The 14492-nt window shown below is 72.8% G+C and carries 14 protein-coding genes; 4 read left to right on the forward strand and 10 right to left on the reverse strand.

Annotated elements, in window-relative coordinates:
- Nucleotides 1–86 precede the first annotated feature (86 nt).
- The 3 genes from ACZ63F_RS33040 to ACZ63F_RS33050 all read left to right on the forward strand — a co-directional run bounded on the left by ACZ63F_RS33040 (nt 87) and on the right by ACZ63F_RS33050 (nt 2140).
- On the forward strand, nt 87–917 hold the full coding sequence (locus tag ACZ63F_RS33040) for an aldo/keto reductase (RefSeq protein WP_469716703.1): 831 nt from the start codon (nt 87–89) through the stop codon (nt 915–917).
- Nucleotides 918–964: 47 nt separating this feature from the next.
- Complete coding sequence (locus ACZ63F_RS33045; RefSeq protein WP_469716705.1) at nt 965–1573, forward strand: DNA polymerase ligase N-terminal domain-containing protein; 609 nt, start codon at nt 965–967, stop codon at nt 1571–1573.
- Between the two features lie 132 nt (nt 1574–1705).
- Nucleotides 1706–2140, forward strand: coding sequence for a cupin domain-containing protein (locus tag ACZ63F_RS33050; RefSeq protein WP_469716708.1), 435 nt, complete (start codon nt 1706–1708; stop codon nt 2138–2140).
- Between the two features lie 14 nt (nt 2141–2154).
- Here ACZ63F_RS33050 and ACZ63F_RS33055 read toward each other — a convergent pair whose 3' ends face one another.
- The 9 genes from ACZ63F_RS33055 to ACZ63F_RS33095 all read right to left on the reverse strand — a co-directional run bounded on the left by ACZ63F_RS33055 (nt 2155) and on the right by ACZ63F_RS33095 (nt 12897).
- Nucleotides 2155–4509, reverse strand: coding sequence for an ATP-binding SpoIIE family protein phosphatase (locus ACZ63F_RS33055; protein WP_469716710.1), 2355 nt, complete (start codon nt 4507–4509; stop codon nt 2155–2157).
- Nucleotides 4510–4566: 57 nt separating this feature from the next.
- Nucleotides 4567–5034 carry a peroxiredoxin gene (locus tag ACZ63F_RS33060; protein WP_469716712.1) on the reverse strand — a complete coding sequence of 156 codons (468 nt, stop codon included), beginning with the start codon at nt 5032–5034 and terminating at the stop codon, nt 4567–4569.
- The gene (locus ACZ63F_RS33065) at nt 5035–5412 is read right to left on the reverse strand and encodes a DoxX family protein (protein ID WP_469716714.1); all 378 of its coding nucleotides are present in this window, start codon (nt 5410–5412) and stop codon (nt 5035–5037) included.
- Nucleotides 5413–5558: 146 nt separating this feature from the next.
- On the reverse strand, nt 5559–6095 hold the full coding sequence (locus tag ACZ63F_RS33070; protein WP_469716716.1) for a MarR family winged helix-turn-helix transcriptional regulator: 537 nt from the start codon (nt 6093–6095) through the stop codon (nt 5559–5561).
- Between the two features lie 363 nt (nt 6096–6458).
- A complete protein-coding gene (locus ACZ63F_RS33075) occupies nt 6459–7505 on the reverse strand; it encodes an Ldh family oxidoreductase (RefSeq protein WP_469716719.1) in 1047 nt (348 codons plus the stop codon).
- A 20-nt stretch (nt 7506–7525) separates the two neighbouring features.
- Nucleotides 7526–9226: a thiamine pyrophosphate-dependent enzyme gene (locus ACZ63F_RS33080; RefSeq protein WP_469716721.1), complete on the reverse strand. Its 1701-nt coding sequence runs from the start codon at nt 9224–9226 to the stop codon at nt 7526–7528.
- Between the two features lie 13 nt (nt 9227–9239).
- On the reverse strand, nt 9240–10100 hold the full coding sequence (locus ACZ63F_RS33085) for an amidohydrolase family protein (protein WP_469716723.1): 861 nt from the start codon (nt 10098–10100) through the stop codon (nt 9240–9242).
- 144 nt (nt 10101–10244) lie between these two features.
- Nucleotides 10245–11444 (reverse strand): L-2-hydroxyglutarate oxidase, encoded by a 1200-nt coding sequence (gene lhgO, locus ACZ63F_RS33090; protein WP_469716725.1) that lies wholly within the window; start codon nt 11442–11444, stop codon nt 10245–10247.
- Nucleotides 11437–12897 (reverse strand): aldehyde dehydrogenase family protein, encoded by a 1461-nt coding sequence (locus tag ACZ63F_RS33095; RefSeq protein ID WP_469716727.1) that lies wholly within the window; start codon nt 12895–12897, stop codon nt 11437–11439. The genes lhgO and ACZ63F_RS33095 overlap by 8 nt, the downstream gene beginning before the upstream one ends.
- 181 nt (nt 12898–13078) lie before the next feature.
- On the opposite strand from ACZ63F_RS33095, the gene ACZ63F_RS33100 reads away from it, so the two are divergent.
- Nucleotides 13079–13366, forward strand: a complete 288-nt coding sequence (locus ACZ63F_RS33100) for a putative quinol monooxygenase (RefSeq protein ID WP_469716729.1) — start codon at nt 13079–13081, stop codon at nt 13364–13366.
- Between the two features lie 117 nt (nt 13367–13483).
- Here ACZ63F_RS33100 and ACZ63F_RS33105 read toward each other — a convergent pair whose 3' ends face one another.
- The gene (locus tag ACZ63F_RS33105) at nt 13484–14488 is read right to left on the reverse strand and encodes a uroporphyrinogen decarboxylase/cobalamine-independent methonine synthase family protein (protein ID WP_469716731.1); all 1005 of its coding nucleotides are present in this window, start codon (nt 14486–14488) and stop codon (nt 13484–13486) included.
- Nucleotides 14489–14492 lie beyond the last annotated feature (4 nt).

Raw genomic sequence — 14492 nt, forward strand, 5'->3', positions numbered from 1 at the left:
CGGAAGGGAGCACCCGGCCCGGGGTGATCATCTCCCGCCCGGTCCGCGAGGCCGGAGACACGACACAGCCGAGGGAAGGTCACATCGTGGTCAGCATTCCGGCGTACACGCTGAACGACGGTACGGCGATCCCCGCCACCGGCCTGGGCACCTGGCCCATGGACGACACGCAGGCCGAGCAGGCCGTCCGCCACGGCCTGGAGCTGGGCTACCGGCTCGTGGACACGGCGGTGAACTACCGCAACGAGTCCGGAGCCGGGCGGGGTGTCGCGAGCAGCGGAGTGCCCCGCGAGGAGGTGGTGGTGACGACCAAGCTGCCGGGCCGCCACCAGGGCTACGAGGAGACCCTCGCCTCCTTCGAGGAGTCCCGGCGGCGGCTGGGCCTGGAGTACGTGGACCTGTATCTGATCCACTGGCCCAACCCCCGGGTCGGCAAGTACGTCGATTCCTGGAAGGCGATGATCAAGCTGCGCGAGGACGGTCTGGTGCGCTCGATCGGCGTCTCCAACTTCACCGAGGAGCACCTCACCCGGCTGGAGAAGGAGACCGGGGTGCTGCCCTCGGTGAACCAGGTGGAGCTGCATCCGCTGTTCCCGCAGGAGGGGCTGCGGGCCTTCCACGCGGACAAGGGCATCGTCACCGAGAGCTGGAGCCCGCTGGGCCGGGACGGCCGGCTCCTCGACGACCCGGCAGTCGTCGCCGTGGCGGAGGCGCACGGCGTGACGCCCGCCCAGGCGGTGCTGCGCTGGCACGTCCAGCTCGGTGCCCTGCCCATCCCGAAGTCGGCGGACGCCGGACGGCAGCGGGCCAACCTGGACCTGTTCGGCTTCGAACTGGACGCGGCCCAGATGGCAGCCGTCTCCGAGCGGCGCCACCGGCGGCTCGGCGGCGACCCGGACCGTCACGAGGAGTTCTGAACCGGCCGCCGGGTACCCGGGGCGCAGGTCCGAGGGAAGGAGCCGTGGTGGGTGACAGCGACGACCGGTTGCGTACGTACCGGGACAAGCGGGACTTTCAGCGGACCGGGGAGCCGTCGGGGCAGGCGGCGGAGGCCGGTGACCGGCTCCGGTTCGTGGTGCAGATCCATGACGCGCGCCGGATGCACTTCGACTTCCGGCTGCAGGTCGGCGGCGTCCTGAAGTCCTGGTCGGTCCCGAAGGGCCCGTCCGCCGACCCCGGGGACAAGCGGCTTGCGGTGCCCACCGAGGACCATCCGCTGGAGTACGAGGACTTCGAGGGCGTGATCCCGAAGGGCGAGTACGGCGGTGGCACGGTGATCGTCTGGGACCACGGCTGGTACGAGCCGGTCAGTCACGACCGCAGGGGGCACCCGGTCGGCTTCGCGGAGTCGCTGGAGCGCGGTCACGCCACCTTCCGCCTGCACGGTTCCAAGCTGCACGGCGAGTACGCCCTGACCCGTTTCCGGGGCCGCGACGGCGAGGACGCCTGGTTGCTGGTGAAGAAGGGGGCCGGCCGCCCGGACGGCCACGGCACGCCCGATCCCCGGCGGGCCCGTTCGGTGCGCACCGGCCGCACGCTCGCCCAGGTCGCGGCGGACGCGGGCGAGGCGTGAGGGCGGTGTCCGGCCGGATGAGCGGCAACTCCTCCTGCGTGTACGCGGATTGAGCCATTCCTGCCCCGGTCGGCCGGGCGGGGGCCTATGTTCACGAAGATGCTCGATCTTCGGTTCAGGAGGCCCCCACACATGCGTACCGCGCTCCGTACCGCCGTGGCCGGGGCGGTGGCCGCCGGCACTCTGCTGACCTGCGGCACCGCCCATGCCACCCCCGCCGGACCCGGCGTGACCGGCAGGGTGATCAGCCAGACCACCGTCGGCGACACGGACTACGTCCTGCGGGAGATCACCGTCCCGCCCGGCCAGACCACCGGCTGGCACTACCACGACGGCCCGGTCTACGGGTACGTCCAGAAGGGCACGCTCAGCCACTTCCACTCCGACTGCAAGGAGGACGGCGTCTACCAGCGGGGCGGCACGGTCTACGAGTCGGGCGGGCCGGGCGACGTGCACCTGGGCGCCAACCTCGGCGACACCGACCTGGTCCTGGACGTGCTGTACATCCTGCCGCACGGCTCGCCGTACGCGGAGTCGGTGCCGAACCCGGGCTGCGACTTCGAGTAACGGCGCGCAGCCTTTCACTCGGCGACCGGCAACGAGCTTTCGGGCAGCGGTTGTTCGGCCCAGATCGTCTTGCCGCTGCCTGTCTGCCTGCTGCCCCAGCGCTGGGTGAGCTGGGCGACCAGGAGCAGGCCGCGGCCGCCCTCGTCGAAGGCGTGCGCCCGGCGCAGGTGCGGTGAGGTGGAACTGCCGTCGGAGACCTCGCAGATGAGCGCGCGGTCGCGGATCAGGCGCAGCTGGATGGGCGGTTCGCCGTAGCGGATGGCGTTGGTGACGAGTTCGCTGACGACGAGTTCGGTGACGAACGCCTCCTCGTCCAGGCCCCAGTCGGCGAGCCGTTCGACGGCCGCCTGCCGGAAGTGCGCCACCGCGGCCGGGTCGGGCGGCACGTCCCAGGTGGCGACCCGGTCGGCGCCGAGAGCCCGGGTGCGGGCCAGCAGCAGGGCCACGTCGTCGGCCGGCTGTTCCGGCATGACGGCCTTGAGGACGTAGTCGGCGAGGTCCTCCAGGGAGTCGGCGGACGCGCCCAGGGCGCGGCACATCTCCTCGGTGGCGCGGTCCACGTCCCGGTCGCGGTCCTCGACCAGACCGTCCGTGTAGAGGGCGACGACGGCTCCCTCGGGCAGTTCGAGCTCCGTCGCCTCGAAGGGCAGACCGCCGACGCCGAGCGGCGGCCCTGCGGTCATCGCGACCAGCTCAGCCGCGCCACCCGGCAGCACGACCGCGGGCGCCGGGTGCCCGGCGGCGGCGAGGCTGAGCCGCCGCGAGACGGGGTCGTAGACGGCGTACAGGCAGGTGGCGCCCAGCTCGGCGACCTCCTCGCCGGAGCCGTCGGCGGCCAGGTGGGTGACCAGGTCGTCCAGGTGGGTGAGGAGTTCGTCGGGGGGCAGGTCCACGTCCGCGAGGGTGCGTACGGCGGTGCGCAGGCGGCCCATGGTGGCGGAGGAGCGGATGCCGTGGCCGACGACGTCGCCGACGACCAGGCCGACCCGGCTGCCGGACAGCGGGATCACGTCGAACCAGTCGCCGCCGATGCCGGCCTGCGATCCGCAGGGGAGGTAGCGGTGGGCGACCTCGACGGCGGCCTGGGGCAGGCCACGGGGCAGCAGGCTGTGCTGGAGGGCGAGGGCGGTGGAGCGCTCGCGGGCGAAGCGGCGGGCGTTGTCGATGCAGACGGCCGCGCGGCTGGCGAGTTCCTCGGCGAAGACGGCGTCGTCGGCGACGTAGGCGTCGGGGTGGCGCATGCGCACGCCCACGACGGCACCGAGCAGGACGCCCCGGGCCTGCAGGGGTACGGCGATCATGGAGTGGACGCCCTCGCGGTAGGGCCGGCCGGCGGGCGCGCGGGCGTTGCGCTCGTCGACCCAGCGGTGGAACTCGGGCTCGCCGGCCTGTGCGACCACGGCCCGCCGCTCCCGCAGCGCCCGCGCCGGCGGGGATGCCGCCGGGTGCACCTCGGCGTCGCCCAGCCGGACGGCGGCCTCGGGGGTCCCCTCGGTCGCGGAACCGTGGGCGACCCGGCGCAGCACGATGTCGCCGTCCGGCACGGTGAGCGGTTCCTCGGCGCCGAGGACCCAGTCGAGCAGGTCGACGCCGGCGAAGTCGGCGTACCGGGGGACGAGGAGTTCGACGAGTTCCTCGGCCGTGCGCACCACGTCCAGGGTGGTGCCGATGGAGGTGGCCGCCTCGTTGAGGAGGGCGAGCCGGAGCCGGGCCAGGTACTGCTCGGTGCTGTCGAAGGCGGCGAGGGCGACGGCGGTGAGTTCGCCTGAGGGGTCGCGCAGCGGCCACATCTCGATGCTCCAGGCGTGCTCCCGGTTCAGGGTGGGGGCGCCGGTGAAGCTCTCGTAGCGGACGGGCCGGCCGGTCTCGGCGACCTGGCGCAGATGACGAAGGAAGCCCTCGCTGTGCGGGGCCTCCTCGACGGTGTCCGGGAAGAAACGGCCCAGCAGGGCCTCCTCGGGGACGCCCAGGACGTGGCAGGCGACGTCGTTGGAGCGGAGGTAGCGCTGGCGGAGGTCGAAGACCGACATGGACATGGAGGCCTGCTGGAAGGCCTGGCCGGCGAGGGTGGGGTCGGCCGGAAAGGGCGGGGCGGCGGTGAGCACGTAGCCGGTGGTGCCGCCGTCGGGGCCGAGGACGGGGCAGGCGGTCAGGGCGACGTCCACGCGGCGGCCGTCGGCGCGCCGCAGGGCCACGGTCCCGCGGCGGGCGGCCAGCGCCTCGGCGTGGACCTGCTCGGCGAGGAGGTCGGTGGCGGGTCGCCCCACGACCTCCTCCGCCCGGTGCCCGGTGAGCATCCGCGCACCCTCGCTCCACCCCGTCACCCGGCCCAGGGCATCGATGATCGCCGTGGCGGCGACACGCTCCATACGCCCCAGGATGAGACCTATGTCCCGGCGGATCAAGCGCGGACCAGCGGCGTCGGCTCAGCCCTGGTGGGCGCGCAGGGCGGCCAGCGCCCGGTCGGCGTGGGTGTTCATGCGCAGCTCGCTTCGGACGACCTCCAGGACGGTGCGGTCCTGGGCGATCACGAAGGTGGCCCGTTTGGTCGGGGCGAGCGAGAAGCCCCGCTTCACGCCGAACAGCTCCCGGACGGTGCCGTCCGTGTCGGAGAGCAGCGGCATGCCGAGCGTGTGCTTCCCGGAGAACTCCTGCTGGCGTTCCACGCTGTCCCCGCTGATCCCGACGGGCCGGGCGCCGGCGGCCGCGAACTCGGCGGCGAGGTCCCGGAAGTGGCAGGCCTCGGCGGTGCAGCCGGCCGACAGGGCGGCCGGGTAGAAGAAGAGCACGACCGGCCCGTCGGCCAGCAGTTCCGTGAGGGTCCGCGTGGTACCGGTCTCGTCCGGCAGCGCGAAGTCCTCGATCCTGCTTCCCACCTCGACAGGTGCCGCCATCTATCGGCCCTCCTCGTTGCGTGCGACCCCGCGCGCCCAGAGCACCAGGGGGATCTGGAGCGGCAGCCGGGCGAGGGCCGCGGTCCTGAGCGGCTCGGGCCGCTTCTGCCAGTCGACGGCCATCTGCACGTTGGCCGGGAACACACCTATGAAGAAGGCGGCGGCCGCCCGGGCCGCCGCCTTGCGGGTGCGCGGCAGGGCGATTCCCGCCGCCAGCGCCAGCTCCACGGCCCCGCTGCCGTACGTCCAGGCCCGCGGGGATCCCGGCAGCGCCTTCGGGATCGTCGCGTCGAACTGCTTCGGCGCCGCGAAGTGGGCGACGCCGGCGGTGGCGAGCAGTCCCGCGAGCAGCAGGGGTGAACGTTCGGACAGGGCCACGAAGCCTCCTCTGACGACCTGCCGCCGGATATTACCGGGCGGTACCGGCCCGCCCCGCGCCGGGTCGGCCGTCGCCGCGCCCGCGCCGGGTCGGCGGTCCGCGCGTCCGCGCCGAGTCGGTGGTCCCCCGCGTCCCCGCCGGCGCCTCACGCGGTCCGGGAGGCCGGGGGCGTCGTCCCGGTGGTCTCCTGAACGGCCTCGTCCTCGACCGCGTAGGACAGGAAGTCGTCGACCATACGGTGGAAGAGGACGGCCAGCTGCCGCAGTTCCTCGGGCTCCCAGCCGTTCAGGGCCAGCTGCATGCCCCGTGCCCCGGCGTCCCGGACCCGGTCCACGGCGGCCCGGCCGGCGTCGGTGAGTTCGATCCGCTGGGCGCGGCGGTCGTCGGGGTCGGGGACGCGGGTGACGTAGCCCGAACGCTGGAGCTGCTGCACCGTGCGCGTCACGTGGGACGCCTCCACCCCGAGCCGCTGTGCCAGCTCCCCCGGGCGCAGCGGCTCGGAGTCGGCGACCTGGCGCAGCAGGGCCACCGCGGCGCGGTCCAGCGGCACCCCGGCCAGGGCCATCAGCCGCTCGTGCTGACGGGCCCGGGTGCTGAGGTAGGTGATGCGCGTCAGGGCGCGCTCGATCTCCACGACCTCCGGGGTGGCGGCGGGGACGTCTGGCAGCGGTTCTGTGGGCATACCGGCCAGTTTACCATATCGTTGCGTAACTCAAGTAAATTCCCCGCCGGTCGCAGCTGTCCAGGATGCGCGGCAGCGCACCGAGGGCGGAGCGCCAGGCACCCGGCGCCGAGGTGCAGTCGGAGTCGTGCAGCAGGACTGGGTGAACACCGGTACGTCGAGTCGGCCGGTCAGCCGCAGTCTGCCCAGGACGCGGCCGGCGCCCGGGAGGGCGCCCAGTTCGCCGTGTGCGTGACCGCGCTCAAGGACACGGCGATGCCGGCGCAGCCGCCCCCTGCGGCCACCCGCCCCACGACCACGACGAACCGGGCCCCGACCCACGCTGACCGCGGCGGGGCCCGCCACCGGCGTGCGCGCGGGCGTTCAGGGGCGCGGCACGGTCACGCCCAGCCGGTCCGCATGCTCGGTGAGTTCACGCCAGACCTTCGCGGTCACGGGAACGCCCTTCGCCTCCCGCTCCTCGGCCACCGCCGCGCTGCGCTCACCGGGGTAGAACACGCCGTCGGCGCCCTCCGCGACCGGCAGGCCCTTCAGCGTGCTCAGGGTGTCGTCGACGTTCGCGGTGAACGCCTCCGGATCGCCGAAGGCCGCCGGGTCCACTGCGATGAGCAGGGCGTTCTGGCGGTGCCTGCGGTCGCCGGCGTGGAAGGCCGCGAAGATCGGGGCGCCGACGACGACGCTGGTCAGGAGTTCGAAGGCCAGGGACATGCCGGAGCCCTTCGCGCCACCCAGCGGCAGGGGCATGACCGCCCGTTCCGGGTCGGTCGTCGGGGTGCCGTCCGCCGTGGCGGCCGCGCCCTCCGGCAAGGGTGTGCCGCTGGCCTTCGCCTGCCGGATCTTCCCGAGGGCGATGGTGGCGGTGGCCATGTCGAGGAGGAGGGGTGCGTGTTCGCGGGCGGGTACCGCGACGGCGAGGGGGCTGGTGGCGACGGCCGCGCCCCTGACGCCGGTATAGCCCATGTTGGGCATGCCGGCCACGAACCCGATCCCGACCAGGCCCTGTTCGGCGATCCGGGACACGTAGTAGCCGATGGCGCCGGTGTGGACGGTACGGCGGACGCCGACCGAGGCGATGCCGGACTCCCGGGCCCGTCGTATCGCCTCGTCGGCGGCGGCGGTCAGGGCGACCGGGCCGGGGGCGCGGTCGGCGTCGAGGACGGCGGCGGCCGGGGCCGTCGACTCGGTCGTCATCTCCGGGTGCGCGTTGGCGACGCCCTTGGCGAGCAGGTCCAGGTAGGCGGGGACACGGGCGGTGCCGTGCGAGTCGACGCCGCGCCGCGCGGCCCAGACGAAGACGTCGGCGGTGGTCCGGGCGTGCTCGGCGCTCAGGCCGCCCTTCTCCAGGAGGGCGGCACAGAAGGCGCGCAGGTCGTCGGCGGGCACCAGGATCCTGGCGGGGGTGTGGGACATGGTTGCGGTGTGTCTCCTGGCTAGCGGGTGACTAGGACGTCCACGACGGCGGTCGTGCCCTCGGCCACGGCCTTGAGGGCGCGTTCCAGTGCCGGCGCGAGCGCCTCCGGCGTGTCGACGGTCTCGGTGTGCATGCCGAACGGCTCGGCGAAGGCGGCCAGCCGGGGCAGCCGGTGCAGGTCCGTACCGAGCCATTCGCCGGTCTCGGCTGCCGCACCGTCGGGGTAGAAGCGGCGGTGGTTGAGATTCATCGACTTGTAGACACGGTTGTTGAACACCACGATCAGCAATGGCAGTTCGTACGCGTTCGAGGCGTCGTACGAGGGGATCACCGGGTTGTAGGCGAAGGCGCCGTCGCCGATGGTGAGGACCACCGGGCGCTCCCGCGCGGCGAGTTTGACGCCGAGGGCGACCGCGATGCCCTGACCGAGTCCCCCCTGGACGTAGAAGTAGGAGTCCGGGTCGGCGGTCTGGACGTGACGCCTGACGACGCGGCTGTGGGTGATGGTCTCGTCGACGACGATCGCGTCCTGCCCGTGCAGGAGCCGGCGCAGGGTGGCGGCGACCAGCACCGGGTCGATGCCCTCGGCCTCGGCAGCCTTCGCCTCCGCCGCCGCGATCGCGGACTGCTCTGCGGCGTGCCGCTCCTCCTGCGCCGCCCGGCGCACCGCTGCCGCCCGCTCGTCGAGGTCCTTGGCCCGTTTGGCCAGCTGGCGCAGCGTGTTGGCAACGTTGCCCTCCAGGTAGGTGTCGGCGAACAGCACTTGGTAGACCACGTGCGGGCGTTGCGGGACCTCGTCGATCACCACGATCTTCGCCTTGGACGGACGACGCGAGGGCGGGTAGAAGGGCGCCCGGCAGTTGACGAGGAGGATCAGGTCCGCCTCGTCCATCCAGGGGCCGATGTCACTGCCCGCGTGCAGCGGGTGGGTGCGCGGGAAGTTGCCGCACACCACCGAGTCCGGCTCCACGACCGGGATGTTCCAGGCCTCGGCGAAGGCGACCAGGGCCTCGAAGCCGCCCGCCTCGCGCCCCGCGGTCTCGGTGACCACCACGGGGTTGGCCGCCTCGCGGATCAGCTGCGCGACCGGGTCGGCCTCCTCCGGCGAACTGTGCGTCGAGCCCGGTGGCACGACGGGCTTGGCCTCGCGGCCGTCCCACTCCTCCAGGAGGATCTCCAGGGGGATGTTCAGGTAGGCCGGTCCGGCCGGGGCCCGCCACGCGAGTTCCGCCGCCCGGGTGATCATGGTCGGCAGGGTGTGCACACTGGCGGCCTCGGTCGACCACTTCGTGAACGGCTGGGCGATGCCGTGCGGGCCGCCCACGATCGACAGGTTGCGGTACCACTGGCCGCCCGGGTCGTGCCCGGGGGCGTCGCCGTACGTCGTCGACTCCGAGGAGGCGACCACCATCGGCACGCCGGCCAGCAGTGCGCCGTGCACGGCCATCGAGCCCTGGAGCAGGCCCGGCGCCGCGTGCAGCAGAACGCCCTGCGGACGGCGCGCGATCAGCCCGTACCCGGTCGCCATGCCGACGGCGACCGTCTCGTGGGTCAGGTCGAGGTAGCGCGGGGCGGGCTCGCCGTCGCGGTGGCGGCGGGCCAGCGCCTCCCACACCGGGGCCCATTCGGAGCCCGAGGAGCAGAAGACGTGGTCGGCGCCCGCCGCGTCGAAGGCGGAGACGACGGCGTCGCCGCCGTCGATCCGTGGGGTGTTGGTCATCGCCGGTGTTTCCTCAGCCCTCGATCGGCCAGTTCAGGACCTCGGAGATACCGCGGCCCATGATCCATTCAAGCTCCTCGGCCGTGAAGTCCCAGTGCTTGGTGAACTGCTCGATCGTGTCGGTGTAGGTGATGCCGTGGCCGAGCAGCCGGGTGATGTCGGTGCCGTAGAAGCAGCGCTGCGGGCCCATCCTGTCGACCATCTCGCGCACGTACTTCTGGATGTTGCCGTTCGGGAAGGGCTGCGTGGAGTAGCCCGGCAGCGCCGACACCTTGACGTAGATGTTCGGGTGGACGTGCAGGTCGGCGGTCTCCGAGACCCAGTAGCCGATCGCGTCGTCGACGCAGCGGGCCATGATGCCCATGTGGTCGATGATGATCTTCAGCTCGGGGTGCTTGGCGGCGATCTCGCCCAGCTCGCGCTTCCAGATCGGCGCGTGGACCATGGTCGGGATGCGCAGCTCCTCGGCGATCGGCCAGTACCAGTCGTTGGTGCCGTCGATCATCCAGTTGCGGTCCTGCGGCCGGTGGAAGGTGAGCCGGGTGCCCTTGACGTGCGGGTTCTGGGCGAAGTCCTTGAGCATCGCCCTGCCCTCCTCGGGCTTGTTCTGCGGGATGCGGGCCATGATGCCGAACCGGTCCGGGTGGGCCTCGCAGGCCTCCAGGGCGTAGTCGATGCGGTCGCCCTCCCAGGACGGCGGCAGGATCAGCGCCCGGTTCACGCCGGCCTCGTCCATCAGCTCCAGGGCTTCCTCGTAGGAGAAGGGGTCCTCGCGGTGGCCGTTGAGCCGGATCCGCTCCCGGGCGCCGGGCACCCACGGGCGGTCCGGGGTCTCTTCCTTCCAGATGTGGATCTGCGTGTCGACGACGAACATGTCCGGACTCTTTCTCTCGAAGTACGGGGTGGTGGGGGTGGTGTGGCAGGAACGCTAGGCGGCCGGTGCGCTCTTGCGGAGATCCCGGAGCGCAAGCTGTTGTTGCGCGCAGGTGCGCAGTTCGCCAGGCATGCGGCCGCCGTGTCAGGCGTCGTCGAAGACGGCCGCGGTGATGTGTTCGGCGATCGCCATGGAGGCCGTGGCGGCCGGCGAGGGGGCGTTGCGGACGGCGGTGATCCGGCCGACCCGGTGGATGCGGAAGTCGTCGACGAGTGTGCCGTCGCGGTCCAGCGCCTGGGCGCGCACGCCCGCGCCGCCGCGCACCACGTCACGGACGCCGGCCTCCGGGACGTACAGCTTGGCGTCCTTCATGAAGGCGGTCGCGGAGAAGGACCCGCGGTACTCCTTGATGCCGGTACGCCAGTGCTGCGCGGCCATCCGCCAGGCGCCCGGGTAGGCGGCGAGGGCCAGCAGGTCGCGTGGCGAGACCCTGCTGCGCCGGTACCCCTCCTTGGCGAGGGCGAGGACGGCGTTGGGTCCGACCTCGACCGAGCCGTCGACGCGCGGGGTGAAGTGCACGCCGAGGAAGGGGTAGCGGGGGTCGGGCACCGGGTAGACGAGGCCGCGCACGAGATGGGCCCGGTCCGGCCTGAGCAGCATGTACTCGCCGCGGAACGGGACGATCCGGGGCTCCGGCCCGTCCTGGGCGAGCCTGGCGACGGAGTCGGACTGGAGGCCGGCGCAGAGGATGAGCCGGTCGACGCGGACCCGGTCCTGGCCGGAGGCGACCTCGATGCCGCCGGGCACGGTGCTGATCGAGGTGACCGGGAAGCAGAGGCGCACCTCGCCGCCGGAGTCGACGACGTCCTTCGCGAACGCGCGGGCGATCGCCGGATAGTCGGTGATCGCGGTGCGCGGGGAGTGCAGGGCCGCGATACCGCCGACGTGCGGCTCCAGCTCCCTGATCTCCTCGCGCGAGATCTTCCGCAGCTCCGGTACGTGGTTGTTCCTCGCCCGCTCGTACAGGTTCTGCATCCGGCCGAGTTCGTCCTCGCGGACCGCCACGACCAGCTTGCCGATCTCGTCGTACGGCAACTGCCGGTCCTCGCAGTACGCGCGCAGCAGGGAGACGCCCCGCACGCACAGGTCGGCCTTGAGGCTGCCGGGCGTGTAGTAGATGCCGGCGTGCACCACGCCGGAGTTGTGGCCGGTCTGGTGCCGGGAGACCTCCCGCTCCTTCTCGAACACCACGACCCGGGTGCCGGGGCGGCGCAGCGCGATCTCCCGGGCCGTGGCCAGGCCCACGATCCCGGCGCCGACGACGCCGACCGTCTCGTCAGCCATCGGCCCGCCCCGGGGCACCGAAGTGGACGGCCACCGTCTTGACCCGCGTGGAGAACCTCAGGACTTCCTCGCCCTGCTCCTTGTAGCCGGTGCCGGAGTCGTGGAAGCCGCCGAACGGCAGGTGGACGTCCCAGCCGGTGGTCGTCGTGTTGACCGCGACCTGCCCGCACTCGGCCTCGTCCGCGAAGCGGTACGCCGAGCCGAGGTCACGGGTGAACACGGCTGCGGCGAGCCCGAATTCGGAGTCGTTCACGGCTTCCACGGCCGCGGCGAAGCCGTCGACCGCGCGGAGCGCGAGGACCGGTCCGAAGACCTCCTCCCACCAGATGGCCATCTCCGGGGTGACGCCCGCGAGGACGGTGGGTTCCACGTAGCAGCCGTGGGGCCGTGCGCTGTCCGCCCGGCCGCCGGTGAGCACGGTCGCACCCTGCTCGACCGCCCTGCCCAGGTCGGCGAGGACGCTGTCGCGCTGCTTGGGGCTGGACAGCGGGCACAGGGTGGTGGCCGGGTCGGTGCCGGGGCCGACGGTGAGCGCCGCTGCCTCCGCCACCAGCAGGCCGGCGAACTCGTCGTGGACCGGCCGTTCGACGATCACCCGGCTGGTGGCCGTGCAGCGCTGCCCGGCCTGGCCGAAGGCGGCGGCCACGACGGCCTTCGCCGCGGCCGGCAGATCGGCGTCGCGCAGCACCACCGACGCGTTCTTGCCGCCGAGTTCGCCCTGGAAGCGGACGTTGCGGTCGGCGAGGCGGCGCCGGATGCGGTTGCCGACGGCGTTGGAGCCGGTGAAGGTGATGCCGACGATCCGGGGGTCGTCGAGCAGTGCCTCCTCGATCTCGGCGGTCCGGCCGGTGACGACGTTCAGGACGCCGGCGGGCAGGCCCGCGTCGTGCAGGGCGCGCGCGAAGTGCAGCCCCGCCAGGGGTGTCTCGGTGGCCGGCTTGAACACTGCGGCGTTGCCGGTGGCGAGCAGCGGGGCGAGCTTGCGGGCCGGGGTGATCAGCGGGTCGTTCCAGGGGCTGATCACCAGGATCACGCCGATCGGCTCGCGCTGGGTGTGCGTACGGTGGTCCGGGCGTACGTCGTGCAGGAGGGTGCCGTAGCCCTGGCGGGCGAGTCCGGCGTAGTACTCCAGGAAGTCGGCGGCCTTCAGGGTCTCGCCGGTCGCCTCGGCCAGGGTCTTGCCGTTCTCGGCGGTGATGTCGGCGGCGATGTCCCCGGCCCGGGCCCTGATCAGGCGGGCCGCCTCGGTGAGAACCCGGGCCCGTTCGAAGGGGCTGGTGCGCTTCCAGACGGCGAAACCGCGCTCGGCGTGGTCGTAGGCCCGGGTGACGTCCTTGGCGGACAGGGCCGGGACCCGGGCGAGGGGGGTGCGGACGTCGGCGGGGTCGTGGACGTCGATCCATTCGCCGGTCCTCACCCACTCTCCGCCCGAGAGGGTTTCCAGAGTGCGCATGGAGATCACTTCCTTCGTCGTCCGCGGTGCCGGCCGTGCGGGCCGGTTGCGACGACACACCATGTGGGAGGGGGTCGACCAGCCCCGCGGGGGCAGGCATTGATTGCGCGGTGCGGCGGCCGTCGGGCGCATGATCCATGCTGGAATCGGGCGGGCCGGACACGTCCTGAGGAGAAAACGGATGGCATACACAGTCGTCGCCCACTACCGCTGCGCACCCGCCGACGAGCCCGCGGTACGCGCCGCGCTGCTCAGGGCGCGGGAGGCCACGCGGACGGAGCCCGCGAACCTGATGTACGAGGTGCACGTGGTGGAGGGCGAGCCGGGTGGGTTTCTGTTGTACGAGCGGTACGCCGACCGGGAGGGGTTCGAGGCGCACAAGGCGGCCGAGCACTTCAAGGAGGTCGTCGTGGGGGTGGTGTGGCCGTTGCTCGTGGATCGCACGGTGACATTCGCCGAGGTGATCTAGCGTCTGCCGGGCTGGTGCCGGTGGAGGGGGCGCGGGTTGTGTGTGGTTGCCCGCGCAGTTCCCCGCGTCCCTTCAGGGGCGCGGGGAACCGCGCGACCAGCCACGACGGCGCCGCGGTCAGAACTCGTTGCCCCAGCAGTAGCGGGCGATGGTCTCGACCAGCACCAGCTTGCGGTGCTGGTCCTCCGCGGCCAGCAGAGGCCTCGACGCCACGTCCGCGAAGCCTCGTGAGGGGGATACCGCGCCGTCCTCCAGGTCCTTGAACTCGCCCACCGCGTCGATACGGGACATCACCGTGTCGATGTCCTCCGGCTCCGGCACCGTCGCGTCGACCACGCCGAGGCAGAAGTCACGATCGTCCGGGAGCGTCTCGACCAGGTCGAGTTCGGCCTGCGTGCCCTGGTCGAACGGGAGGATCCAGCGGTCGGCGCCGATGCCCGCGTACAGCTGCTCGGCGCGCGCCCGGTCCACCTCGGCCGGCGCCGCCCAGCCGGGGGCGACCCCGATGCGGACGCCCTCCGGGCGGTCCTCCAGTCGGGCCGCCAGGGCGTCGACCGCCAGCGCGTCCGTGAAGGACAGGGCGCCGGGGCCGGCCGGGTCGGTGCTCAGCTGGGCCAGCAGGAGCGGGTTGTCGAGCTGGACGAGGCGGACGCCGTTCGCGACCAGGAGTTCGATCTCGGCGCGGACGATCTCCGCGAGGGCCTCGCCCAGTTCCCGGGCCGAGGAGACGCCGAGGCCCGGCCGGAAGGTGGTGGCCGCCAGGTACGCCGGAGAGGGCAGCGTGGCCTTCGGGGCGATCACGGTCAGCTCGGCGAACCGCGCGGCCCGGTCGGCGAGCAGGGGGCCGTTGGCCTTGGGCAGGGATTCGGCGACCCAGCGGACCAGGCCGTCCGGGCCGGTCTCGTCGGTACGGCGGAAGCCCGACACGCCGTCGAGGACCGCGCTGCGGAAGTCCTCGCGCGGGAAGTCGCCGTCGGTGACGACGGTGGAGCGCAGCTTGCGCTGGTAGGCGACCGCCTCGCGGACCGCCGCGTCGACGGCCTCCGGGTCGGCGGTTGACAGGCCTGCGGGGCGGACCAGGCTGCCGTGGTGGTCGATGCGGTAGTTGAACGTGTCCGCCATGGTG

It is taken from the genome of Streptomyces sp. NPDC104761 (assembly GCF_055583445.1).

What these genes read in the sequence shown, in the direction of transcription:
- ACZ63F_RS33050 (WP_469716708.1), top strand. Translation starts at nt 1,706, where the DNA reads ATGCGTACCGCGCTCCGTACCGCCGTGGCCGGGGCGGTGGCCGCCGGC.
- ACZ63F_RS33055 (WP_469716710.1), bottom strand. Translation starts at nt 4,509, where the DNA reads ATGGAGCGTGTCGCCGCCACGGCGATCATCGATGCCCTGGGCCGGGTG.
- ACZ63F_RS33060 (WP_469716712.1), bottom strand. Translation starts at nt 5,034, where the DNA reads ATGGCGGCACCTGTCGAGGTGGGAAGCAGGATCGAGGACTTCGCGCTG.
- ACZ63F_RS33070 (WP_469716716.1), bottom strand. Translation starts at nt 6,095, where the DNA reads ATGCCCACAGAACCGCTGCCAGACGTCCCCGCCGCCACCCCGGAGGTC.
- ACZ63F_RS33075 (WP_469716719.1), bottom strand. Translation starts at nt 7,505, where the DNA reads ATGTCCCACACCCCCGCCAGGATCCTGGTGCCCGCCGACGACCTGCGC.
- ACZ63F_RS33080 (WP_469716721.1), bottom strand. Translation starts at nt 9,226, where the DNA reads ATGACCAACACCCCACGGATCGACGGCGGCGACGCCGTCGTCTCCGCC.
- ACZ63F_RS33085 (WP_469716723.1), bottom strand. Translation starts at nt 10,100, where the DNA reads ATGTTCGTCGTCGACACGCAGATCCACATCTGGAAGGAAGAGACCCCG.
- lhgO (WP_469716725.1), bottom strand. Translation starts at nt 11,444, where the DNA reads ATGGCTGACGAGACGGTCGGCGTCGTCGGCGCCGGGATCGTGGGCCTG.
- ACZ63F_RS33095 (WP_469716727.1), bottom strand. Translation starts at nt 12,897, where the DNA reads ATGCGCACTCTGGAAACCCTCTCGGGCGGAGAGTGGGTGAGGACCGGC.
- ACZ63F_RS33100 (WP_469716729.1), top strand. Translation starts at nt 13,079, where the DNA reads ATGGCATACACAGTCGTCGCCCACTACCGCTGCGCACCCGCCGACGAG.
- ACZ63F_RS33105 (WP_469716731.1), bottom strand. Translation starts at nt 14,488, where the DNA reads ATGGCGGACACGTTCAACTACCGCATCGACCACCACGGCAGCCTGGTC.